This window comes from Pontibacter sp. SGAir0037 (assembly GCF_005491705.1).
GTDB lineage: Bacteria > Bacteroidota > Bacteroidia > Cytophagales > Hymenobacteraceae > Pontibacter.
In genome coordinates, this window is the sequence record NZ_CP028092.1 from 5113310 (window position 1) to 5137694 (window position 24385).

Sequence of the window (24385 nt, forward strand, 5' to 3'; positions counted from 1 at the left end):
ACAGGGATAATATAAATGTTGGTATTAAAATTAGAATGCTAAAACGTTTTAAAATTTCTTTATGAAGAAAGTTTTTTACAAAATTCCTATACTGTTACCTGCCTTACTGCTTGCCGGCATACAGGTAGCCGCAGTGCCACAGGCAGTGGCAGCTATAGGAACTCCTGTCGGAAGTACTGGAGTAGAACTACTTGCCGATGCAAGCAAACATGCTGATGTAAAGCAGCAGACAAAGACTGTTGCCTCCACCAATGCAGCAGTTGCCGTAACAGGTGAGGTGAAAGATGAAGATGGTATGGGGCTGCCTGGTGTTACTGTCGTGCTAAAAGGAGCTTCTGGTGTTGGTGCTACTACCGATGTAAACGGCAGGTTCAGTGTTAATGTACCAGACGGCCAGGAGAATGGCACCCTGGTGTTTTCATACATAGGCTATGTAACACAGGAAGTACCGATCAGTAATCGAACCGAGATCAATATCACTATGAAAACTGATGCCAAAGCATTGGAAGAAGTAGTTGTGGTAGGGTATGGCACCCAGAGGCGTGTAAGTGTAACAGGAGCTGTAGATCAGGTTACTTCGGCTGTAATAGAAGGGAAGCCAGCCATGAATGCAGTACAGGCCCTGCAAGGTACATCCCCCAACCTGATTATTCAGCAGCGAAGCTATGAGCCGGGGCAAAGTGCTAATCTTAACATCCGGGGAATCAGCACCATGAATAATAATGGCCCGCTGGTAGTAATTGACGGTATTATTGGTGGTGATATTAATTTACTTAACCCTTCGGATATAGAAAGCGTGTCGGTGTTAAAAGATGCCGGTACTGCCGCTATTTATGGTTCGAGGGCAAACAATGGTGTGATTTTAGTTACCACTAAAAAAGGGAAAAAAAATACACGCCCAACAGTCACTTACAATGGCTTGGTAGGCATACAGGAGCCTCGGGTATTATATAAGCCTGTAAAAGGTTACGAGAATGCCTTGCTTAGAAGCCAGGCTACCGTTAATGCCGGACTGTCTCCTATTTATGGGCCAGAGGAGATCAGGAACTTCCAGGAACAAGGAGATAATGAGTGGTTTTTAAATACTATCCTTCAGAATGCCGTGCAGCAAAACCATAACCTGAGTGTTTCGGGAGGTAGCGAAAACTCTACGTTTTTAATTTCAGCAGGCGTAGCAGACCAGCGCAGTAACCTGGTTGGCCCTGATTATGGCTTAACCCGGTATAATTACCGTATGAATCTTACCAATGATATAGGTAGATTAAAGCTTACTACAATTCTTTCTTATGCCCGTACCGAAATAAAAGATCATTCTTCTTCTACCCAAACGTTAATTGTGGATGCCGGCAGGGTACCTACCTATTATAATTATAGATTGAAAGATGAGCAAGGCCGCTATCTGACCAATGATGTATTATCAGAATTTAATCCGTTGGGTGTTTTAGAGCAGGGTGGTTTCAGGAAGTACGATAACGACAATATCTTAGGTAATGTAAATGCTGAGTTTGCTGTTACAGATTTCTTGAAGCTTAGAGGAGTATTTGGCGGTAGCCTTACCTCAAACCACCAGTTCGCAAGAACCATGAAGGTAGATTATTTTCCAAACGGTACTTCTGGTGCAGAACGCAATACAAATGATGAGAATGATAAGATTCTGTTCTTGAATACACAGTTTCTAGCAGAGTTTGATAAAACTTTCAATGAAAGTCACTTTGTAAATGTGCTGGTAGGGGTTTCGAATGAGTCTAATACAAGCCAGACTAACAGGCTTCATCGAAGATTTACTGATCCGGAGTTAGGCACACCAGTAAGCGAAACAGAAGAGTTGACAGGCTCTCGCAATACAAATCAGGAAACAAGAGAATCTAGCTTAAATTCTCTTTTCGGCCGAGCTTCATATTCATTCAGAGATAAATATTTTGGTGAGTTTAGTTTCCGTTACGATGGCTCTTCCAAGTTTCATCCCAAAAATCGCTGGGGGTTCTTTCCCTCTTTTTCCGCAGGATATAGAATAAGTGAAGAGAGCTTTATGTCTGGCTATAGAGAAAGATTAGGCGATTTGAAGCTAAGAGGATCATACGGAATACTAGGTAACCAAAATGTGGATGATTACCAATTTTTAACTACCTATTCAACTTTTCAAAATGCTTATGGCTTTAACAATGTGGCCGTAGGAGGAACAGGTTTTACATTTGCGAACACTGATTTAAGATGGGAGACATCGGCAACCTTTAATGCGGGTGTAGATGCTGGTTTTTTTAACAATGCCCTGACCGTTTCTTTAGACTATTTTAACAAGGTAACAAGTGATATTCTTATTCCGCCTGTCGTACCTGGTGTATTTGGAGCTGCATTAAGGGACTACAACGCAGGAAAAATGAGGAATCAAGGATGGGAAGTTAATGTCAACTACCGAATCAACGGCCCTCTGTTTCAGCATTCTTTTGCATTTAATGTGGCAGACTCTAAAAACAAGGTGCTATACTACGAAGGAGAAGAGCTAATAACAAGTGCTGATGAAATGCAAAAAATCATAAGGGTGGGGCTGCCATTCCAATCTTATGTGGGGCTGATGCGCAACGGATATTTTCAAAATTGGGATGAAGTTGAGAGCGGACCAAAACCAGCAGGCTTAAATGTTGCTCCTGGCGATAATCGCTATGTAGACGTAAACGGCGATAATGTAATTGATGGGAATGACAGGTTTGTGCTAGGCAACCCTTTCCCAAGGTATACATTTGGCTTTACTTACAATGTAGCTGTAAAGGGGTTTGATTTTACCTTGTTTGCTCAAGGGGTTGGAAAAAGAAGTGCCTTTGTGAGAGGTGAATTGGTAGAACCATTTCATTTTAACTATTCACAGGTGATGTACCAGCACCAACTGGATTTCTGGACACCACAAAATCCTGATGCCCGTTATCCAAGATTATCAGCCAGCGGAAGTCAGTCTATAGAAAATAACTTTAGACGAGGCTCCGATATGTACTTGTACGATGCCGCTTATATTCGCTTAAAGAACCTGCAACTAGGTTATACACTGCCAACAACTCTAACTGAGAAAGTTGGGATCAGGCGCATGAGAGCTTACCTGTCTGGACAAAATCTACTTACCTTTTCCGAATTAAATTTTTTAGATCCAGAAGTTACAGAGTTTAATAGCAATCTTTCCAACTCTGGTGCGAACAGCGGAAGAGCTTATCCGACTCCGGTTTATTATGGGTTTGGTCTGGATGTGACATTTTAATTGAACTACCTCATGAACAAATTATCAATCATAAAAGCGACTTTACTAGTTGCGCTGTTTACCGTTGCATCGGCTTGTAAAGATCTTGATCTGGCGCCGATAGGTAGCTTTACAGACGCTAATTACTGGACAACTACCGAAAAGGCAGATGCAGTTTTAAATACAGCTTATTCACAGATGTTCCGTAGTGATTATTTTTTCTATAACGAAGGTATGTCGGACAATGCCTATAATGGAAGAGGAGACGCCAATGGCGTAGCTTCTCTGGCTGCAGGTACCTATGATCCTTCGCTTGGTAGAATTAAAGAAGAATGGAATTATCATTACCAGGGCATCAAAACCTGCCATATAATACTGGAGAATATAGATAACGTTACAACCATGGATCCTGCCCTGATGAACAGAATGAAGGCAGAAGCCCGGTTTATACGCGCCTATCACTATTTCCAGCTAATGACCTGGTTTGGCGGTGTGCCTTTGTTTGAGCGTGACCTAACCATAGATGAGGCAAAATCAATTTCGAGAAGTTCTCGAGAAGAAGTGCTTTCTTTTGTCTTGAGAGAACTGGATGAAGTAGCGGCTATTTTACCTGTTAATACAGCTTATGCGGATCAGAACCGAGGAAGAGTAACTAAAGGCGCTGCTGTTGCGCTGAAAGCGCGCGCGTTGTTGTATGAAGGGCGCTGGCAGGAGGTGGTGACAACCACAGAACAATTGATAAATGGAAATGAGTATGGTACATACAGCCTGTTTCCATCTTATGAAGGACTGTTCCTGCCTCAGAACGAAAATAATAGTGAAGTAATACTTGACCTGCAGTTCGTGCCTCTGGATAGGGCATATAATCACTTTTTTGATATTGCTCCACTGGCAGTTGGTGCCAGGCTCAATGCCCTGGCACCGACGCAGGAACTGGTAGATAGCTACATCATGGCCAATGGTAAAAGGATTAATCAGGAAGGCTCAGGTTATAGTGAAGAAAATCCATATACCAATAGGGATCCACGGCTAACTTATACTATAGTGTATCATGGCTACCAGTGGAGCAGACCAAATGGTACAACCACAACTATTTATACCAAACCCGGCTCAGATCCTAATAGCTCAGCTTTAGATGAATACAGACCGGGTGCTGTAAGTTCGCCTACTGGGTATTACATCCGCAAGTATTACGACCCAACCTCATCTACGAACTTTTTATCCGGTCTGAACCTGATTCTGATTCGCTATGCGGATGTGCTGCTCATGCATGCAGAGGCTAAAAATGAGCTTGGGCAGATGAATGAGGCCGTGTGGAACCAGAGCGTAAGAGCATTGCGTGAACGTGCAGGCTTTACCAATCCGGAGGCACTGAACTATGATGGAAGTTTAGGGCAGTCAGGGTTGCGAGATGTGATCCGGAATGAGCGTCGTACAGAGTTGGCTATGGAAGGACTCCGCATCTTTGATATCCGCAGGTGGAGAATCGGAGATGAAGTACTAAATGGCTGGGTGCATGGGGCGAAATTCGGATCGGCTTCGGTTGATAATGGTTACATCAGGGTAAACCAAAGAACTTTTGATGAAAACAGGCATTACCTGTGGCCGATCCCACGTGATGAAAGAGCGCTTAACCCTAACCTCACTCAAAATCCTAACTGGTAGTTCAACAATCAATCTTAAGATTTAAACTTATTTAGATATGAAAAAACATTATAACCTATTTTACTTTACCTGTATTGCAGCCTTGTTGGCCTTAGTTGGTTGCGGGAAAGATAAAGAACTGGACCACACACAGGTTACCGAGGTAACCAATCTTTTTACTCCGGAAAATAACAAGTTTATAAAACTGGAGCCTGCTTCAGGAAGCGCTGTATTTGAGTGGGGCAAAGCCAGGGCAGAAGACAATGGCCTTGTATTTTATGAGGTAGCTTTCGATGAAGAAAACGGGGATTTCTCGGATCCACTTTATACCATAGAAGCAGATAATAATGGCACAGGTAATACGCTGACGATGAGCTATTCTGATCTAAACCAGATCGCTGACAGGGCAGGTATACCTGCTCAGAGCGTTGGTAAGGTTAAATGGACTGTCTTCTCTTCAAAGGGAATCAATGTAAAGAAATCAAGTGTACATCATGTATTAGAATTGGAACGCCCTGAAGGATTTAGTGAGATTCCTTCTGCCTTATACCTGATTGGTTCTGCTACAGAAGCTGGTGAAGACTTAGGCAATGCCATACCGTTCAAGCAATTAAGGTCAGGTGTTTTTGAACTTTATACTTCCCTTAAGCCAGGTACTTACAACTTTGCAGCTAGTAATAGTGGTTCACCAACGACTTATTCTATCAGCGAAGGTAAAATGGTAGAAGGTGGAACTACAATAGTTTCTGGTGATGAAAAAGTATACCGCATTTCCCTTAACATGAACAATGCTTCTGCCACATTCACAGAAATAAAATCCGTAGGCTTGTGGTTCTCGGCCGAAGATAAGATCTGGTATAATCTGCCTTATGTAGGTAACAGTACCTGGGAAATTAAAAATGCTCAGGTCGAATTCTTCCAGGAGTCATGGGGAAGAGATGAACGCTATAAGTTCCGCTTTACAGTTGTAAACGCAGCAGGTGAGGAGTCTATGGAATGGTTTGGAAGCCAGAACAGGGATAACAGCCGTCCTACAAGTAGTTCAGCTCCATCTTATTGGTTTATGTACCCGGTGGATGGTTCCCGCTACGACTTCTCTTTCAAGTTTAATGGAGATGCAGATCGTCGTAATGCTGATATTAAAGTAGACTTCAGTGCTACGGCTAACAATTATACCCACTCAGTAACTGTCAAATAAACGATTCAGTTCCTTGCCAGTGCAGCGCACTGGCAAGGAGCTGATAGTTAATGTATGATTTTTATGAAAAGAAAGGCAACACGATTTTTATTATCTATAGGACTCCTCTCATCCATGCTGATTTTTAGTTCATGCGATGAGGAGCCAATTCCACTGTATGACCGGCAAACACCTGTCGTAACTATCAACTGGGCTGCTACAGCCGACTCTTTGCAAGACAAAACTTACGATGTGTTTTTGTCAACAGACGGCAAATACTTTGTGCAAAATAACACAGGTAATACCTTCTTTAATTATTGGTGGAACGCGCATGCGCTGGATGTACTGGTAGATGCTTACGAAAGAACAGACGATGCCGCCTATGTACAGCGGATGAAGGCTCTGCTGAATGGTATCAAAGATAAGAACAACGGCCAGTTTCCGAACGAGTATTATGATGACATGGAGTGGCTTGCGCTTTCGAGTCTGCGTGCTTACGATGCCACCGGAGATGCTGCTTTTCTGGATGCGACCACTATCCTCTGGACAGATATAAAAACTGGCTTGAACGATAACCAAGGGGGAGGTATAGCCTGGCGAAAGTCGCAGTTGGCTTACAAAAACACACCGGCTAATGCCCCTGCTATTATTCTGGCAGCAAGGCTTTACCAGCTGCAAGAGAAAGAAGAAGATCTGGAGCTGGCAAAAACCCTTTACACCTGGCTAAAGTCTACCTTAGTAGATCCTGCCACAGGAATTGTATGGGACGGCATTAACAGAACCGGAAATGGCGAAATCGACAAAAATTGGTTGTTTACCTATAACCAGGGAGTGTTTATCGGAGCTGCAGAGGAGCTATACAAAATAACAGGAGAACAGGCTTATCTATCGGATGCAGTGCGTACAGCAAACACTACCATGAATAACCCGGAACTCTCGCCGGGAGGAATTCTGAGAAGCGAAAACCAGGGTGACGGAGGTTTATTCAAAGGTATTTTGGTGCGCTACCTGGTGCGTTTGGTAGAACAGCCTAATCTGGCTGCAGCAGATCGGAGCAAGATTATCAACTTCCTGAAGTATAATGCGGAAACGCTTTACAGCAAAGGCATACACAGGCCGTCCCTCATGATTAGCCCCGACTGGAAAACAATGCCGGGTAACGAAACAGATTCTTCTACACAGTTATCCGGGCTGATGCTCATAGAGGCAATGGCCAGGTTAGAAGAGCTCAACCTACTGGGTTAGTAGAAAGCCTTAGCTTTTATTTTAAAGCTAAGGCTTTTACAGTTTAAATGCACTTATATAATCGAACAAAGGCATTATACAGTATGACTTTACAGAAAAATATTCTTCTTTTTTTAATTCTCTTATCTCTTGGAGCTTGTGTAAGAACAGGCCAGCAAGGGAACACCGTTGCAGGCTATGATGAAGCAAGCCTGAGCAAAGGATACACCAAATATGTAAATACCCTGATAGGCACTGCACCGCTGCAAGATCCTAAAATTGTAGGTTATATTCCGCCCGAAAACTGGCGTGTATGGGCAGGACTGGTATACCCTGGCAGTTCGTTGCCCAATGCCATGGTACAGTTAAGCCCGATTACCGAATTTGGCTCGGGTGCGGGATATGAATACGAAGATACCGTAATTTATGCGTTTACACATACGAATAAAGGGCACTGGAACCTTTGTAACATTCCTGTGCTCCCAATATCTGGCGTAGCAAAAGATGGCTTTGGTTCACGATTTTCACATGATAAAGAAGAAGTAGCACCAGGCTTTTACAGTGTATTGCTTCAGGATTATGACGTTCAGGTAAATCTCACCTCTACACTCCGAACTGGTTATCACCAGTATGTTTATCAGAACGGAAATGAAAAACAGATTCTATTTAACTTATCGAAGGCAAACAATAGGGTGCGGGAGTGGACTATTGAACAGGTAGGAACTAACGCCGTGCAAGGTTTTCAGGATGTGGGAGAGGATAAGATATATTTTTATGCTTCCATGAATCAGGAAATAACTAACCTGGATGTGCAGCGAAAAGGAGAAAGAGACGGGTATGCACTGCTGCGCCTGAAAAACGGCAGTGACAATATAGTAGAGATGAAGATTGGCTTATCGTTTGTAAGTGCCGCCAATGCAAAAGAAAACCTGGAGGTAGAAATCGGGAATAAATCATTTGCACAGGTTAGAAAAGAGGCAGATGGCGTATGGGAGAAACAGCTCTCTAAAATAGAGGTGAAAGGTGGTACAGAAAAACAGAAAGAGCTTTTTTATACTTCCTTGTACAGAGCATTTTTATGGCCGGCGCTTCGTAGCGATGTGAACGGAGAGTACAGTGATGTAAAGAACAACACGGTTAAAGCGGATTTCAATTACTACACTGTTCCTTCTTTATGGGATACATACCGCAATAAACTGGTACTGCTTGGTATCTTCTCTCCACAGGTAACCACCGATGTTATCAAATCCATGAACGACATAGGAGATAAACGTGGCTTTATGCCTACATTCTTTCATGGAGATCATGCGGCACCCTTTATTACAGGTACTTACCTGCGTGGCATAGATGGTTTCGATGTAAAGAAATCCTATGAACTGCTGCTCCGCAATGCCAACGAGGAAGGCGGTACTCGTCCGCATATCAAGGAATACATAGAGAAAGGCTTTATTTCTGACCCCGATGTGGCCAATCCACATGTGGAAACAAAGGCAAAGGCAGGTGTTTCTAAAACACTGGAATATGCCTACGACGATTACTCGCTGGCCCAGCTGGCGAAGGCATTAGGCGATTCGGATAACTATAAAGTCTTAATGCAGCGGTCGGGCAACTACAAGAATATGTTCGATCCTAAAACCAGGTTTATGCGAGGCAGGCTGGAGAATGGGGAGTGGGTGAAGAACTTTAACCCGCAGTATCCTTACTACGAGTACATGTACCGAGAGGCAAACGCCTGGCAGCTTTCTTTCTTTGCACCACATGATATGCAGGGCCTGGTAAAACTTTACGGCGGTGCTAAGGGCTTTGAAACCAAACTGGACTCTTTGTTCACGCTGCCATGGAACCCTACATATGTTGCCAGAAATGTGGAAAGTATGATTGGGCAGTACTGCCATGGTAACCAGCCAGACCACGAGGCGCCGTTCTCCTATCATTTTATTGGTAAGCCAGAAAAATCTCAGCAGATGATCGATAAAATATTAGAGGAGCTTTACGGCATTGGAGAGCATGGCCTTGCTCTTTGCGGCATGGACGATGCCGGTGAAATGTCTTCCTGGTACGTGTTTACTGCTTTAGGATTATATCCTTTCTCTCCGGCAGATACAGAGTACATAGTAACAGTTCCTATTTTTGACGAGGTGCGCTGGAAGCAGGAAAACGGGAAAGAACTGGTAATCAAAAAGCCTGCTCCCGGTAGAGCCATGAAGAACATCCTGGTAAACGGCAAGTCTCAAAATACCTATTTCGTATCTCACGACCTTTTCAGGAATGGGGGAGAGGTTAGTATTCTAACGGGGGAGTAGTTAGAGAAAGAGCCAATCAACAAAAAGCACGAATCCCGGCCTATAGGAATATAGGCCGGGATTCGTGCTTTTTGGAGCAGGTTTTACTGCGCCCTGCTATCTACGCTGCAGGTGGTGTTTATACCTCCGCGAACATTATAAACTGTTGTTACAATAAGATATGCGGGATCTTTGAGCGCCTTTTTCAGGTCTTCGTAAATATAGGCTGTAATATCCTCCTGTGCCGATCCAATGTTTCTCCAGGATAAAATATAATACTTCAGGCTTTTTAACTCCAGAATGTGTGAGCCTGGTATATATTCAACCCGTAGCGTTCCGAAATCAGGCAGACCTGAAAAAGGACAAAGGGCAGAAAATTCTCCTGTTTCTGTTTCGTATACCACCACTTGCTTGGCTGTATGCTTATAAGGCATAATATGGATTTCCTGCTGGCGGGTACTTGGTGCAAAAAATAATCCAAATTTACCATCCGGCTTAATGCCATACTCGGCCATATAATCAAGAGCGCTGCTGGTGTGCTCTAATGCTTGTCTGTATGAATCTTTTAGCTGCTCTTTAATATCTATCTGTTCTGTGCTGTTCATCAGGTTATACTAGAATGATTTTTGTTAGCAACAAAGGTATTACATAATTAGTGCTATTTGTATAGCCTCAGCTGCGGCAGAATAGAAATTTTTATAGAAACTTAAAATATGACTACCTTGCAAGGTTTTTGAGGCGTTTCGTTTTTTACAAAAAGAAACCATAACAGCCTGATGCTGCTTTGGGTATTCTGGTAAAAAGTCGATCACCTCTAATGCATCATTCAAAATTGAAGTAAAAATGTCTAATTTTTCAGAGTCGGCCTTGGTTCTTTTTTCAGGTGGACAGGATTCTACCACCTGCCTGTTTTGGGCGAAAGAACAGTTTAAGCATGTGGAAGCGCTTGGCTTTAAGTACGGCCAGAAACATGAAGTAGAACTAAAGCAGGCGCAGATAATTGCTGAGAAAGCCCAGGTATCCTTCCGGGTTATTGATATCAGTGGAATGCTGCAGGGCTCTGCGCTCACAGAGCATGACAAGGACGTATCGGCGCAGCATGAGTTAAATGCAAATTTACCGGCTGCTTTTGTACCCGGCAGAAATGCCGTTTTCCTTTCCATAGCGATCAGCCACGCGTTCACCAGGAACATAACTGATATAGTAGGAGGAATGTGCCAGGCCGATTATTCCGGGTATCCGGATTGCCGCCGGGTCTTTATTGATTCACTTCAAACATCTATGTCGCTTGCTTTGGATAAAGACATCAGAATTCATACACCGCTGATGTATAAGAGCAAAGCTGAGGCCTGGAAGCTGGCAAAGGAACTTAAGGTGCTGGATATTGTTCGGGATTTATCACATACCGACTACAACGGCGACCGGACCACCTACAACGAGTGGGGATATGGAAAACTGGATAATCCTGCATCTGTTTTACGGGCAAAGGGTTACGAAGAGGCTAAAGCAAAAGGGTGGTTAGATTAAATCAAAAAGGAGTAACAGTATAGTGGCAGAAGGAATAGAATTGAAGGAAACAACTTACAGAGTGAAGTCAGTCTGGAAAACTTTACAGGGTGAAGGAGTTTTTGCAGGAAGACCAGCTGTGTTTGTACGTATGGTTGGCTGCAATTTGTGGTCGGGCTACGATGAAACCCGCGAAAGAGATGCCGCACGTACCGGAGCCAGTTGCCCCCGTTGGTGCGATACAGATTTTACAAAAGAAGGAAGCGCGGTATATACTGCTGCCAGTCTGGCTGAAGAAATGAGTCTTATTGGAGGCGATATAAAGTTTTGTGTGGTAACAGGGGGTGAACCTTTACTGCAGTTGGATGCAAAACTGATGCAGGCGCTCCACCAGAAAGGTTTTTTTGTGGCAATAGAAACCAACGGTACTGTGCAGCTACAGGATGCCTGCTGGGATGAGGAGGCAGGAAGCATTATAGCGCCAGACTGGATTGTTTGCAGCCCTAAGCTACCGGAAGAGCAGCTTACAATTGAATATTTTGATGAGTTGAAGCTGGTGCTGCCCAGCTATACACCCATGGAGTATGCCACATTTGCGCAGCGCCAGAGGCAAAATTATGTGCAGAACAGCCAGCTGCCGCTGCTGTGGTTGCAACCGGAAGATGGCACCCGACTTCAGGAAGCAACTAAAATGGCAATCGACCTAGCTTTAGATAACCCGGCCTGGCGGGTTTCGGTGCAAACACACAAGATTCTGAATGTAGAGTAACAGCTTTAAAAACAAGAGCGGCTCCTGGTTAAGGAGCCGCTCTTGTTTTAAGGAAAGATTAGAACTATGCTTTCAGGCTGAGTTCCGCTTTGTAAACATTGTTAAACCTGTCTGTCGCCTGCACCTGTATGGTGCCTGAGCCTTTAGAGGGTTTTGCAAAGAACAAATGATCAGTTAGAACAGGATCTACCCATTTGTGTTTAGCCGGAAGCTGAGCACCTGCATGTAGCTCTATAGAAAGGGGATCAAGTGCGGTCTCTTGTTTCATGGCACCCATTTTCTTGCCATCTTCAAACCATTCTACTTTCCATTCAGGGTCCCAGTTCCATACATTTACCACAATTTCATCAGGTCTGTCGGTCAGGCTGCCTTTCGGGTATATTTTTAACTGGTGGTTTTTTCCATGTCCTACCGATTTGTAGTACCACTTAATGTCGTTGCCATCTACTTCGTATACGCCGTAGCCACTTGGTGTTCCATCTGTGCAGATAGGGCCGGTCCACCAGGCGCCACACACAGTACCATGTACGTGTTCAATTGTGTTCCCTTCAAATACCTTCTCGTTAAAGTGCGTATGGCCCGACATGATGTGCGCCTTAAATGGCTCCAGCAGGCGGTACAGCTCTTTTCTGTTCGATACTACTCCACCCAGAGGTTCTTCTTTATCTTTATTGCGCACATGCTGCTTGTTATAAGCCGGAATGTGCAGGCTAACTACCACCGTAGTTCCTTTTTTTACCTGTGCCAGATCCTGCTCCAGCCAGGCCAGCTGTTTCTCGGTTAAATAGCCGATATACTTTTTTGCTGTACCAATAAAGAAAACGTCATCCAATACCACATAGTGGATTTCGCCCCTGTTAAAAGAGTAATAGGTGGGGCCGAACAACCCTTTGAATGTTTCACCGGAATAATCGTCGGTTCTGGCAGTAAGGTCCATGTCGTGGTTACCGATTACCTGGAAATAAGGAATACCAGTGGTCGCAACAGCTTCTTTGTAATCTTCGAACAGCTCGAACTTGTCCCATACCAGGTCACCGCAGCCGATGCCGTGGAAAAGGGCATCAGGACCATAGCTTTCTATCAGCTTTCTGGTGTCCGGTGCCGATTCCGCTTTAAGTAGCTTGGCATCTGCCTTGGAGATCATCTGCGGATCTGCCCAAACAATAAAATTGTGTTTGGTATCGTTCTGGGTTAATTTTTGCAGTTCAAAATCAGCCTTAAAACGACCTTTTGCTGCTTCTATCTTTTTAAAGAACCTGGTAATTCCTTTTTCATTGGTGAAAGCATAGCCCCGAGGGATAGAGATATACACAAATTCTGCTGTTGCATTACTTTCCAATTCGTAATTTCCTTTGGAATCGGTAAGTACAATGTTTATACCATCTGTTACGGCTACTCCTGCAATACCTTTCCCTGCCGATGCTACTTTGCCGCTTAGGGCAACAGCCGAAAGGTCTTTACCATTTGCTGATTTCTTAGGCTTTGCCTGCAGAACAGCCGGTGAAAGCGTAAGTCCTACGCCAGCCAGGCCAAGCGATTTAAGAAAGGTTCTTCTTTGTTGTGACATGATGTTTTAGTTTGACAAGTGTTTCTAAAGAGATTTTAAATCATGCATAAGTCCTTTATTATGTATGGACTTAATTGTAAAGAAAGTATTCAAGCTTTAAGTCGGGCACTATTTCTCCCACCAAACCTTAGTATTGATGTTATCTCCCCCCATTTGTTCTACAGCTTTTCTGTAGTTGTTGCCGTTGCTTATCTGGACAGTAGATGGATATTTGAATCGAACAGGTACCATTTTATTATTTACCATGGCGTTTGTTTTAGGCAATTCAGGAAACCCGGTTCGACGGTACTCAAACCACTGCTGGTAATCATTAAAATATAGAGCTAGGTACTTCTGCAGCATAATTTTTTCGAAAGTACCATCATATGTAGCTGCTGAGTTATTAAAATAATTTGTCGGTATAGTAGCTCCCCATTGCTCTATAGCTGCTTTTACGCCACTTTCATAGTGAGTTTGTGCATTAGAATTGATAATACCTTTTTGAGCAAGCTCTGCTTTTATAAACTCTACCTCAGCGTAGCTCATAATAACTGAAATCATAGGAGCTGTTACTAGAGCAATGTTCATGGTAGACGGAATGTAATCAAACTGAGCATCACTACCCTCGTATCCGCTTGGAATCCCTTTATACCCAATTTGGGTTTTGCCATCTTTTAAAGTGGCTTTTGTAAAGAATTTCTCCTGGCGAGGATCGTTTAGTGTATTTAAATTATCAATAAAGAATGCTGAAGCAGCTTTACCAGTTCTAAAGTCTACTGCACGCCCCCAAGGTGACACTAGTGGAGGTACGCCAGATATTTTAAGGATTGCTGCTTCAGCATTACTTGTAAAAACAGGATATTGCGTTGGGTTATTAATGATTTCTGCCATTTTCGTAAACGATGCTGACTCCTGTTTCTTTGATATTCTTAATAGTAACCTTAAGTATAATGAATTACAGAAGCGTTGCCAGTTCTCTACTTTATTTCCATAAAGTATATCCGTTCCGTATATCATGCTTTTAGATGGGTCAAACAACTGGCTGGCGATATCAAGGTCGCTTAAAATTTTAGTATAAATCTCTTGTTGAGTATTGAAAGTTGGATAAAAAATTCCTTCATCTCCACGAGAGGCTTCGATCATAGGCACATCTCCAAAGCTGTCAGTAAGGAGTGAATATACCCAAGCATTTAATGTTAATGCAATAGCCTGATAGTTACGGTCTTCAGCTGTGACAGCTGCTTCTTGCATCTCTTTTATATTGGTCAACCATCTATAGTAAGTATTCCAGGTAGAGCTACCGGCATTGTCGCCAACATCATATCGGTGCTCGCCACCTGAGGCACTTGGAAATGGAAGAGCTACTTGCATTACTTCGAAAGTATAGGCATCGCTCCTGGATGTATTGAAGCTAGCCATCTCATAAATGATTGGGTTTAGTAAGGTACCCGGGCTAATCTTTTCTATCCTATTAGGGTCTGTGTTGATTTCTTCAAAATCGTCGGTGCAGGAAACACCCATGCAGCTTAAAGCTACAAGTAAAACAAATAATTTTTTTATAGTAGTTGTCATGGTTTTCAATCTTTTAGAATACTGCTTGAGCTATTTTGCCTGGCGGTCAATAGTAAATAATGACTGTCTTCTGCTTCTAGAATTTAAGCGTAACGTTTACACCATATGTCCTGGTAGAAGGCATCTGCCCCATCTCAACACCAGGCATGATAGTACTTCCATTTAGAGCAGCTGTTTCAGGATCGAACATAGGAAAATTGGTCAGCATTGCTAGGTCACGGCCAAACAATGCAATACTTGCAGCACTAAAGGCTTTCGTTCTTGCTAAAAGCGCAGAAGAAAGGTTGTACTCCAGGCGCATTTCTCTTAATTTCAGGTAAGAAGCATCAAATGAATTAGACTCCACATTAGCACGGCGATAGTACCTTGTATAATAGTCAGCCGGATTTACTTGTTTGGTGTTAGGAGAGTAGGTGCCATCCCCATTGTCTACTACACCTTCACCTATGATATAACCTGCTTCACGACCTCTTAAAGTATGCTTTAGCTTGCCCTGCTCCGACATTTTGTGGTGTGTCTGCGAATATACAATACCCCCATACTGGCCATCCAATAAAAAGCTAAAGTTGAAATTTTTAAAAGAGAATTGGTTAAGAAATCCGCCTTTCCAGTCTGCATATGCGTTACCAATGTATTGTACTTCATCCGGGTAAGCAGGTAAGCCACTTCCATCGTAGACAATTTGTCCATCAGGGCTTCTGACAAAACCATAACCGTAGATATCACCGGTTGTACCGCCTACCTTAGCAATAATAGTGGCCTGTCCTCCGGTGCCAATTACTTGTTGGTCTTCTATGCCTCCTGCTAATTCCAAAACCGTATTTTTATTTTTAGACCATGTAACTGTAGAGTTCCACTTAAAATTTGGATTGTCTATAGGTTTAGTATTGAGCACTACCTCGATACCTTGGTTTCGTACTTTTCCTGCATTTAAAACAGCTCTGCTGTAGCCTGTTGTAGGGTCAATCGGCACATCCAGAATCTGATTTCTTGTAAAGCTTCTGTACAAGGTTACATCCATACCGATGCGGCCATTAAAGAGCATGTATTCTAAGCCCGCCTCATAACTGGTTGTAATTTCAGGTTTAAAATTTATATTGTGTAAAGTAGTTGGTACAGAACCAGAACCAGCAAATTCACTTTGACCATAGTATTTCCTGGTTTTATAAGGATCTGTATCGTTCCCAACCTGAGCTGCTGATAACCTTAACTTCGCAAAAGAAACCTGACGTGGTAACATCAATAGGTCGCTTAGAATAAAGCTTGAACTGATGGAAGGGTAAAAGAAAGAGTTATTCTGTACAGGCAACGTGCTTGACCAATCGTTACGACCTGTTAAGTCTAAAAAAATTTTATCTTCGAATGAGAATGATGTAAAGGCGTATAGGCTATTTACCTTTTTATTACTGTGCAGGGTTGTCATCATTGGGCTGCTGATGCCGTTAGAGAGTTTATAAACACTAGGAATGATTAATCCATCTACAACGCCATTAGTACCGCGGTATCTGCGAAGCATCATATTACCTCCTACAGATGCTCTTACATCTATTTTGCTACCCAGTTTATCCCTGAAGGTAAGTAAAGCATCTGTATTTGTCTCATAGTCAAATATGCTCTGTTCTTTATAGTATCCATATTGGAAATTCGCTGTGTTGAAAGGTCTGCGCATCTCACGGTCTTCGCTAGTCAGATCTATTCCTGAACGCAACATCAAATCGAATTTGGGAGAAAATTCATATGTAGCAGACATATTGCCGACTGTAGAATAGTTATTCAGCGCATTGGTCATCTCATAAGCGATAATATAAGGGTTATCAATATAAGAGCTGAATGGGTGTATCTGGGCTATTTGTTCTTGTCCCGGTTTCCACCTTGGTTCATACCATGCCAGATCAACATTTGGGTTCTGGAAGATCATAAAATAGGAAATAGACTGGTTGCTATAACCTGTTCCAGGCAGATTGTCACTTTTTTTATTAGTGAAATTTACTTTCGAGTTCAATCTAAGCTTTTCAGAGGCTTTGTAGTTCAGACTGATAGCCGCAGTAAGGCGTTCATAACCTGTATTGGGCATGATCCACTCATTTTTTGAATGAGTAATTGAAGCGCGTGCTGAGCTTTTTTCATTTCCGCCCTCAATCGATATATTGTTTGTAACGGTATAGCCGGTTCTAAAGAAACCCTTTACATTGTCTTCGTATGGCCTCCACAATTGCCTCTCTGCTGATTGCCCCTGGAGTATAGGGTCGTATTGATAAAAATATTGGTTATTGAACTTAGGCCCAAATGCACTGCTAGTACCACCTGTATTTGCACCATCGTCAGATGCTCCGTAAGAATAGTAGGGTTTTCCAGCATTAAAGGATTTTCCTGTTCCCTGCCCATATTCATACTGAAAATCAGGCCATTTTAGTACATTGTTGAAGCTTACGTTAGTGTTTACAGTAATGCCTATACCTTTATTTTTTCGTGCTCCAGATTTGGTTGTAATAATTAAAGCTCCGTTAGCTGCCCGGCTACCATAAAGAGCGGCGGCACTTGGCCCTTTCAAAACAGTTATACTTTCTATATCGTCAGGGTTTATATCAGCAATACCGTTACCAAAGTCAATCGGAATATCATTTCCAGAGCCAGCTCCATATGCATTGTCTACGCCTGAGCTAGTCATATCGCTGCTCATAGGTACACCATCGAGAACAATAAGGGCGTTATTGCCATTTGGGTTGAGCGAGTTATCTCCACGCAGGGATATTCTGGTAGAGTTTACTGGTCCTGAGCCAGGAGAGGTAAGGCTAAGGCCGGCTACCTTACCTGATAAGGCTTGTGCAAAATTATTAGGGCGTGCGTTGTTGATACTTTCGCTGGAAACTGTTTGGGTAGCATAACCTAATGCTTTCTGCTCACGCTCAATACCTAAAGCAGTTACAACCACTTCATTTAACTGATTTGTATTAGGTAGCAGGCTTATGTTTAGGATAGTTTGAGAACCAATTTGTACTTCCTGGTTGAGATAGCCTAAAAAGCTTACAACAAGTACATCTGTATTCTGCTGTATTGTAATTGAGAAGTTTCCATTAACGTCTGTTATTGTTCCGTTAGATGTTCCTTTAACCGAAATACTGGCACCCGGCAGAGGCATGCCTTGTTCATCAGTAATTTTACCTTTAATAGTAGTATTGGTTTGTAGCTTGTTTTCTTTGGCAGAGAGAACAATTGAATTGCCAACTACCCGGTAAGATAAATTACTGTGCTGCAGGATTGCTGCTAGTACTTCTGAAAGCTTCATACTATCGCCACTAAAGCTAATCTGCCCCACTTTACTTAGTTGCTGATCATTATAAACAAACTTAAATTTTGTTTTCTGTTCAATGATGCTTAAAGCTTCTTTTAATGATGTATTTTTTAATTGCACAGAAACTGATACAGAAAGTGAATCATCTGGTCTGGCACTAGCTGAAAATACTTGGCTTACACTTAGTAATGTAGCTAAAAAGAATGGCCGAAGTGCTTTGGACATCCGTCTTCTTTTGTACACTTTTGGGAAAAAAATCATACTTTTAATTGTTTTTGATGACTGTTGATGAGTTGTTGAAAATGTTTTCTGAGTCCCTACCTGGTTATGGCAGTAATTGGTGGGGCAACATTGCACCAGGCCTGTGGCAGCGGGCCTGGTGTTTTTATTGACAGCTTTTTCCGCTTATGGTTATGGTTCTTCCATGCTGTGTATAGTTTAAATTAGTAGTAATGCTCAGTAGGTACAGCGATTCATTTAAGGTCAGGTTATCGAAGGTGGCTGTAAAGCGGCAGTTAGACAATTCCTGATTTTGTAGCTCAATGGAGATATCGTACCAGCGTTCCAGTTCCGAGATAAGCTCGTCCAGGGGAGTATTCTTAAAGATCAGCTGGCCTTTGGTCCAGCTGATTACCTCTTCAGGGGTTATAGTTTCGGTGGCGTAAGCGTGGGTGGCATGGTCATAGCTTAGCTGTTGCCCTGGCACAAGCTTTACCAACTCCTGTTCAGTGTTATCCAGCACCTTTACCTTGCCGGTTGCTACTGCTACCGACGTAGTTGTGTAGTGAGGATAGGCCTGTACATTAAAAGAAGTGCCCAAAACCTGAGTTGTAAAGCTGGCTGTTTCTACTCTGAATGGTTTTTCGCTATCAGGAATAACTTCAAAAAAAGCTTCGCCCTGTAAATACACAGTGCGCTCTGTTTCATAATAGTTACTACTGTAGGTCAGGGAGCTTTCTGAATTCAGATAAACAGTGCTTCCATCCGGTAAAATCAGTCGCGAACGTTGTCCTTTTCCTGTTTGCTTTGTGATAGAAGCGAAGGAAGCGGTTTGCTTCTCAACGGATGTGTAGACATAAAAGAAGATACCAACGCTTATGAGAAGCAGCATGAAAGCAGCAACAGCGGCCATGCGCCAGGAAAAAACGGATTGTATGGGAGTTTGCCGTGACTGGTGCTCCTGATGCTGTCCTTCCAGCAAATCCAGTTTCTTTTGCAGCAGGCCTAATCCTTTCTCCTGCACATCGTAGGTTTCCTGGTCTAGCAGCACACTTTGGTAGTGTGCTTCCAGTTCCTCTAATATTTCCAGGTTCTCCGGGTTCCGCTTCAGCCAGATCTCTACCTCTTCTGTTTCCTGCTCTGAGGCATTCTTTTGCAGGTAGCGCAGTAAAAGATCAAAATGTTCTTCTTTCCACATAAGGGTGTGTTTTCATCCTTAAGAGTAAAAAAGAAGGGGCTTCCCCTGAAACAAATTATTAAGGAACTGTTAGCGAATTGTTATGTGGCGCCCCGCAAAGCACTACCTGCTTTTCTGATAGGCCCTTTTCAGGAAACTGATCGACTTTGACAGGCGATATTCTACTGTTTTCTCGGTGGTGTCCAGCGCCTGTGCTATTTCAGAGTAGGTCATGCCGGAAAGCTTCAGGCGTAGCATCAGGTTATCGGGTTCGGGCAAAGTGCTGATAATACTGCTCAAACTATAGTTCAGTTCACGGAACAGCAGCATATCGAGGGGGTTATAATGTTCTATGGCTTTGCTTTGTGCTTCTTCATCTAGCTCTTCCCAAAGTTTCTCTTTTTTCAGGTATGCCAGTGCCTGGTTCCGAACGGCTACATAAAGGTAGGCTTTCATATCAGTTTTTATTTCCAGCGTTTCCCGCTTCTGCCATACAGCCAGGAAAACATCTGAAACTACTTCTTCTGCCAGATCGGAGCTTTTTACTATCTGGCAGGCGAAGTCACAAAGCCTCTTATAAAAAATGGTGTAAAGCTTTTCTAACGCATTGCGCTCTCCAGCACGTATCTGGTCAAGTAGCCAAGTAGTGTATGCAGGTGCCATAGTTGTAATAAGTAGCAACAAAACTAGGCAGCCTGGGTGTAAATAGCCTATAAAGCAGGGTTATCAAATTATTAAGTTGAGGCTAAAGGCGTGGTGTATGAGTAAACGGAGGTGGTGTTTACCTTTATCTGTTTATGGTTTGCCTTCCACTGAGCAGGTTTACTTTCTCATTATTCCAGATAAATTCGCCCGTCAGGCCTTCTGGTAAAATAACTTCTACTGCAATGCCGCTGCTGCCTTTTCGTTTGAGCGTTACTTCAATTATACCGAGTGGGTGTGGCATTTTGCCTTTTATTTCTTTAAGAGGTCCTGGGTGCGGGGCAATTCTTACAGTTGCAAATCCGGGTGAGGCCGGCTCAATGCCACAGACGATAGCCAGAAAATCGATTAAAGGACTGGCGCTCCAGGCATGGCAATCGGAACGCGTGCCAGGACTATCTTCTTCCGGAAAAGTAGTAAGCCCTTGCGCTAGCATAGCTTTCCAGGTGCCGAGGTTGTCTGTATACAGGTTTCCCATTCCCGTTTTCTTTAAAGCCCGCATCAGGTAAAATTTGTAGTAGATCGTGCACTGGGTTAAGCTTTTATCAGATAAAAGCTGTTGCATCAGGGCTGCCTGTTGTGCTGCAGGTACTGCATCTGTTAAAATAGCCATTACGTTTGCGTGCTGGCTGAATTGCTGCTTTGCCGGTGTGTCGGCCAATAATTGCTTTTGTAAATCAAAGCATTGCTGGTAAACGGCAGCCCGAATAGTGCCAGCTAAGGCTTTATAATGCTGTGCCTGTGCTTTATGATATTGAAATAATTCAGCTGCACGGTCGAGGGCATACACATATTGCAGGGTAATAATAGAAGTACCCTGCGCATCTTCAGCGCCTTTGGGCACGCCTCTGTCAAATTGCGGAGCCCAGTCTACAAAATTCCACCAGCTCAGGTTGCTTAGCATCTTGTTTTGATTCAGCCTGTTCTCAAACCAGCTAAGTACGGTCTGTATTCCTGGTAAAAACTGTTGTACAAAAGCATCATCCTTTCTGAAGGTGTGGTAATCGTGTACCATATCTACCCAGTACAACGAGAAAGGGGTGATTATCTGCACCTGGTCGGTAGGGTAGCGACTCTGCGTGAGGCCTTCGGGTAGCCTGGAATAATGGAACTGCACCAGTGCATTGCGCATCAGGCGGTCATCACCTGCTACGTGCAGGGAGATCAAGGCTTGTATGCGGGTATCACCTATATATTGCAACTGCTCATAATAGGGCGTATCGTAATAAGTTTCGTTTGCGCATAGCCTGGCTGTGCGCCAGCCAACCTCCCATATTTTCTGATGCAGCGGATCATTACTGGCGAAAGCAGCATTTTCAGTGAAAGGATAGGCTGTAAACATCCCGTAAAAGTCATTAAGACTGAGAGGCGCGGCCTGTGTTGTAATTGTAAGTTCAATATAGCGGTAGGTGCGGTACCAGAGGGGGCGAAAGGAGCGGTTATGACCACCATCGGGCTGAAAGGCATCATGATAACCATACAACCGCTTGCCTGCCGTCTCGTTGCGATTTCCTTTCTTCATGTTCCCGTCATACAGACTCTCGGCATACGCTATATCGATGGAGCTGCCTTTGCCGCCACTTACCCATAGTTCCGGGTAAGCTGTGGTCAGGTGCGATTGGTCCAGGAGAATGGTGGCCCTGGCATGAGGCGGAATAACCAGTGGGCGCTTCCCTTTCAGGAAACCATCATCTGCTTTTATGCCTTCCGACCGGATGAGCTTGGGAATTCGTTGCAGCTTTTCTTCTATCATCGGAATGGAGCGTGGTACAAGGCTGCCTTCGGCCTCTCCGTAACCAGCCGCAAAATGGGCAGGTATGGCCCCACGTATCTGCTGTGGGCGAAGCCAAGCCTGGTCGTTGTACGCAGCAGTTTCCCAGCTCCAGGGATAATGGGTAGCAAGCAGGCTGTCGCATGCGCCGGTTGCATAGTATTGGTTCAATACCATTTGTGAAGTGACAGGGTAGGGGCGGAATCCGGTATTCTGTATTACTTTCCAGTTTTTACTGTTAGTGTTGGCAATAGCCTCCCGCTCCGAATTTCCCTGTACCAGCAGGCTGGCAGGTCCCATGGTCATCTGCGCCATTGGCCTGTACCTGCCCATATGCCAGACCTGTGCCGCCAGCACATTGTCTCCAACTTTCAGGTATGGGGCCAGGTTATAGGTGTCGTAGGACCAGTGCATTTTGTCACCGCGGGCTGGTCCTGAACCAACTGCCTTACCGTTTACAAACAAACGGTAGCGGTTATCTGCGGTAACATGAACAATAAAAGAATCTGGTGTACTTGGCAGGTTAAAGGACCGGCGGAAGTGGTATACGCCATAAGTATCAGGTGCAGCAGCTGGATGTGCAATCCAACTGGCCTCCCATTGCTTCGTATTTAATACCGGGTTAATGACCAGCTGAGGCTGTGCCTGCACATAAACAACCAAGTGCAAGCATAGGGCGAACAGCACATAGAACCTTTGAAGCGGGGCAGCAAGTGAGGCAGCATTTTTCCTGTTTTGCGTATCCATGCCTGCTGCTCATCTTACATATTAAGACTTTATTTCTCCCATTACCGTTAGGTTTTCCAGTGTAGGGCTTGGGCTGCCGCCAACTGGCTCTAAGGTAACGGCAAAGGCCTGAGCAGCGCCTATGTTCTTCATCTGCTGAATCTGAGCTTCTTTGCCCATATGGCTGATCATGCCTGCATCGATGGGAGTCCCGTTGTGTAAGGCCCATAGTTGGTACTGCTTATCAGGCGGTGGCGCAGGCAAGTTTACTAAATCGATGTATACTTGCTGGCTTGCCTGGTTCCAGTATACAAGCATATGTGCAGTGGGATTCGACTCAAGCCCCTGTAACTGTACCTGCTTAAATTCCGGATTCCGAAGAACGGCAAGCGCTTCTTGTTGCTCCTGAACCTGCAGCGATACCGCTTCGAAGTTAGACGCAAGGCGCTGCTCTGAGGCAACTGCAAGTGCTAATTTTTCCTCTGCCTGCTGCCATTTTGTATAGAAATGATAGCTCAGGAAGCCTGATAATAAAAAAAGCGTTATACTGGCTGCCAGCATCCATTTATAAGGAGAAGCTTCTTTTTCTTCGGAATAAACAAAAGGCCTGGAAGGAGTATCTTCTGCCTGGCTTACAGGTGTATTTATTGCTTGGAAGCCGGTTTCGAACTGGGCGAGAACTTTTTGCCGTAGTGCTGGCCTTGGCTGTACCGCATGCTGTTGTGCATAGGCGGCCATAGCAGTGCATGCCTCATCAAGCGCAGCCCGGATGGCTGGTGATGTGGCGGCGCGTTTCTCTACCTCCTCCTGTTCAGCTGGGGTGAGTCCTCCTGCTGCATAAACCTCTAAAACGCCAGATGCTATGTAGTCTTCGTCGTTATGCACGGCCTTTGAATAATCTTGATAACACTTTTATAGCACTACGTGCCCTTGTTTTAACAGTACCTAAAGGGATGTTGAAATTTTCGGCAATCTCACTTTGTGTAAATCCTTCGAAGTACATAAGGTCGATCACTTGTTTTTGCTCAGGGCTAAGGCTTTCTACAATTGCCCGAACATCAATGTGCTCCGGCTTAATTGCTTCGGTAACAAAACCAGGTTTACTTCTTTCGGGTAGCTCGTCCGATAAGCCTCTGACACGATATTCTTTGGATCGAACCTTATCTATTGCCTGGTTTCTGCAGATATTGATCATCCAGGTAAAGAGTCTTCCTTTTGTAGGATCATAACTCGGAAATGAATTCCAGATTTTAACAAAGGCCTCCTGCAGCACATCCTCTGCTACTTCTTCTACTTTTACTATTTGCAAAACTACACCATATAAAGTAGCGCTGTACATGTCGTACAACACTGTCATAGCAGAAGCATCCCGTGCATGTAAGCGGGAGATCAGCTCTTCTTCGCTGGCTTTTTGAATAGGTTCGTTCAACAAAGTATAAACTATTACAAATGTAATGCTGAAAAGTACTATAAATTAAGAAATGTATGAAGTAATCCTCTAACTATTATTTGTCTAAAATGTTTTATTTACCTGATACCTACCTGCAACTTGACA

The 24385-nt window shown here is 43.7% G+C and carries 17 protein-coding genes; 7 read left to right on the forward strand and 10 right to left on the reverse strand.

The features are described 5' to 3' along the window. The first annotated feature begins 61 nt into the window (after positions 1-61). From C1N53_RS21235 to C1N53_RS21255, 5 genes are all read left to right on the forward strand, one after another. Positions 62-3244 carry a TonB-dependent receptor gene (locus C1N53_RS21235; RefSeq protein ID WP_137761206.1) on the forward strand — a complete coding sequence of 1061 codons (3183 nt, stop codon included), beginning with the start codon at positions 62-64 and terminating at the stop codon, positions 3242-3244. 12 nt (positions 3245-3256) lie between these two features. Continuing rightward, positions 3257-4888, forward strand: a complete 1632-nt coding sequence (locus C1N53_RS21240) for a RagB/SusD family nutrient uptake outer membrane protein (protein WP_137761207.1) — start codon at positions 3257-3259, stop codon at positions 4886-4888. A 37-nt stretch (positions 4889-4925) separates the two neighbouring features. After that, the gene (locus C1N53_RS21245; RefSeq protein ID WP_137761208.1) at positions 4926-6065 is read left to right on the forward strand and encodes a SusE domain-containing protein; all 1140 of its coding nucleotides are present in this window, start codon (positions 4926-4928) and stop codon (positions 6063-6065) included. Positions 6066-6128: 63 nt separating this feature from the next. Continuing rightward, positions 6129-7289, forward strand: a complete 1161-nt coding sequence (locus C1N53_RS21250) for a glycoside hydrolase family 76 protein (protein ID WP_168194079.1) — start codon at positions 6129-6131, stop codon at positions 7287-7289. A gap of 83 nt (positions 7290-7372) precedes the next feature. Further along, complete coding sequence (locus C1N53_RS21255; RefSeq protein ID WP_137761210.1) at positions 7373-9571, forward strand: GH92 family glycosyl hydrolase; 2199 nt, start codon at positions 7373-7375, stop codon at positions 9569-9571. An 83-nt stretch (positions 9572-9654) separates the two neighbouring features. Here the strand turns inward: C1N53_RS21255 and queF are convergent, their stop codons facing one another. Then, positions 9655-10155, reverse strand: coding sequence for a preQ(1) synthase (gene queF / locus C1N53_RS21260; RefSeq protein WP_137761211.1), 501 nt, complete (start codon positions 10153-10155; stop codon positions 9655-9657). 39 nt (positions 10156-10194) lie between these two features. Further along, on the reverse strand, positions 10195-10380 hold the full coding sequence (locus C1N53_RS21265) for a hypothetical protein (RefSeq protein ID WP_137761212.1): 186 nt from the start codon (positions 10378-10380) through the stop codon (positions 10195-10197). A 13-nt stretch (positions 10381-10393) separates the two neighbouring features. On the opposite strand from C1N53_RS21265, the gene queC reads away from it, so the two are divergent. Both queC and C1N53_RS21275 read left to right on the forward strand, forming a co-directional pair. Then, positions 10394-11077: a 7-cyano-7-deazaguanine synthase QueC gene (gene queC, locus C1N53_RS21270; protein WP_137761213.1), complete on the forward strand. Its 684-nt coding sequence runs from the start codon at positions 10394-10396 to the stop codon at positions 11075-11077. Positions 11078-11099: 22 nt separating this feature from the next. Then, positions 11100-11825, forward strand: coding sequence for a 7-carboxy-7-deazaguanine synthase QueE (locus C1N53_RS21275; protein ID WP_240773323.1), 726 nt, complete (start codon positions 11100-11102; stop codon positions 11823-11825). Between the two features lie 64 nt (positions 11826-11889). Here the strand turns inward: C1N53_RS21275 and C1N53_RS21280 are convergent, their stop codons facing one another. The 8 genes from C1N53_RS21280 to C1N53_RS21315 form a co-directional block, all read right to left on the reverse strand. Then, positions 11890-13392, reverse strand: coding sequence for a calcineurin-like phosphoesterase family protein (locus C1N53_RS21280; RefSeq protein ID WP_137761214.1), 1503 nt, complete (start codon positions 13390-13392; stop codon positions 11890-11892). 108 nt (positions 13393-13500) lie between these two features. Continuing rightward, positions 13501-14943: a SusD/RagB family nutrient-binding outer membrane lipoprotein gene (locus tag C1N53_RS21285; protein WP_137761215.1), complete on the reverse strand. Its 1443-nt coding sequence runs from the start codon at positions 14941-14943 to the stop codon at positions 13501-13503. A gap of 76 nt (positions 14944-15019) precedes the next feature. Further along, positions 15020-18460: a SusC/RagA family TonB-linked outer membrane protein gene (locus C1N53_RS21290; RefSeq protein WP_206077594.1), complete on the reverse strand. Its 3441-nt coding sequence runs from the start codon at positions 18458-18460 to the stop codon at positions 15020-15022. Between the two features lie 160 nt (positions 18461-18620). Next, on the reverse strand, positions 18621-19652 hold the full coding sequence (locus C1N53_RS21295) for a FecR family protein (RefSeq protein WP_137761216.1): 1032 nt from the start codon (positions 19650-19652) through the stop codon (positions 18621-18623). Positions 19653-19754: 102 nt separating this feature from the next. Then, positions 19755-20294: a sigma-70 family RNA polymerase sigma factor gene (locus tag C1N53_RS21300; RefSeq protein WP_137761217.1), complete on the reverse strand. Its 540-nt coding sequence runs from the start codon at positions 20292-20294 to the stop codon at positions 19755-19757. Between the two features lie 124 nt (positions 20295-20418). After that, the gene (locus tag C1N53_RS21305) at positions 20419-22851 is read right to left on the reverse strand and encodes an alpha-L-rhamnosidase C-terminal domain-containing protein (protein ID WP_137761218.1); all 2433 of its coding nucleotides are present in this window, start codon (positions 22849-22851) and stop codon (positions 20419-20421) included. Between the two features lie 21 nt (positions 22852-22872). Further along, entirely contained in the window at positions 22873-23715 is an 843-nt protein-coding gene (locus tag C1N53_RS21310; RefSeq protein WP_137761219.1) for an anti-sigma factor domain-containing protein, read from the reverse strand. Next, positions 23708-24262 carry a sigma-70 family RNA polymerase sigma factor gene (locus tag C1N53_RS21315; RefSeq protein ID WP_240773324.1) on the reverse strand — a complete coding sequence of 185 codons (555 nt, stop codon included), beginning with the start codon at positions 24260-24262 and terminating at the stop codon, positions 23708-23710. The genes C1N53_RS21310 and C1N53_RS21315 overlap by 8 nt, the downstream gene beginning before the upstream one ends. Positions 24263-24385 lie beyond the last annotated feature (123 nt).

Bases quoted from the DNA above. Each gene is read 5' to 3' on its own strand.
- C1N53_RS21235 (WP_137761206.1), top strand. From the start codon at position 62: ATGAAGAAAGTTTTTTACAAAATTCCTATACTGTTACCTGCCTTACTG.
- C1N53_RS21240 (WP_137761207.1), top strand. From the start codon at position 3,257: ATGAACAAATTATCAATCATAAAAGCGACTTTACTAGTTGCGCTGTTT.
- C1N53_RS21245 (WP_137761208.1), top strand. From the start codon at position 4,926: ATGAAAAAACATTATAACCTATTTTACTTTACCTGTATTGCAGCCTTG.
- C1N53_RS21250 (WP_168194079.1), top strand. From the start codon at position 6,129: ATGAAAAGAAAGGCAACACGATTTTTATTATCTATAGGACTCCTCTCA.
- C1N53_RS21255 (WP_137761210.1), top strand. From the start codon at position 7,373: ATGACTTTACAGAAAAATATTCTTCTTTTTTTAATTCTCTTATCTCTT.
- queF (WP_137761211.1), bottom strand. From the start codon at position 10,155: ATGAACAGCACAGAACAGATAGATATTAAAGAGCAGCTAAAAGATTCA.
- queC (WP_137761213.1), top strand. From the start codon at position 10,394: ATGTCTAATTTTTCAGAGTCGGCCTTGGTTCTTTTTTCAGGTGGACAG.
- C1N53_RS21280 (WP_137761214.1), bottom strand. From the start codon at position 13,392: ATGTCACAACAAAGAAGAACCTTTCTTAAATCGCTTGGCCTGGCTGGC.
- C1N53_RS21285 (WP_137761215.1), bottom strand. From the start codon at position 14,943: ATGACAACTACTATAAAAAAATTATTTGTTTTACTTGTAGCTTTAAGC.
- C1N53_RS21290 (WP_206077594.1), bottom strand. From the start codon at position 18,460: ATGTCCAAAGCACTTCGGCCATTCTTTTTAGCTACATTACTAAGTGTA.
- C1N53_RS21295 (WP_137761216.1), bottom strand. From the start codon at position 19,652: ATGTGGAAAGAAGAACATTTTGATCTTTTACTGCGCTACCTGCAAAAG.
- C1N53_RS21300 (WP_137761217.1), bottom strand. From the start codon at position 20,294: ATGGCACCTGCATACACTACTTGGCTACTTGACCAGATACGTGCTGGA.
- C1N53_RS21305 (WP_137761218.1), bottom strand. From the start codon at position 22,851: ATGGATACGCAAAACAGGAAAAATGCTGCCTCACTTGCTGCCCCGCTT.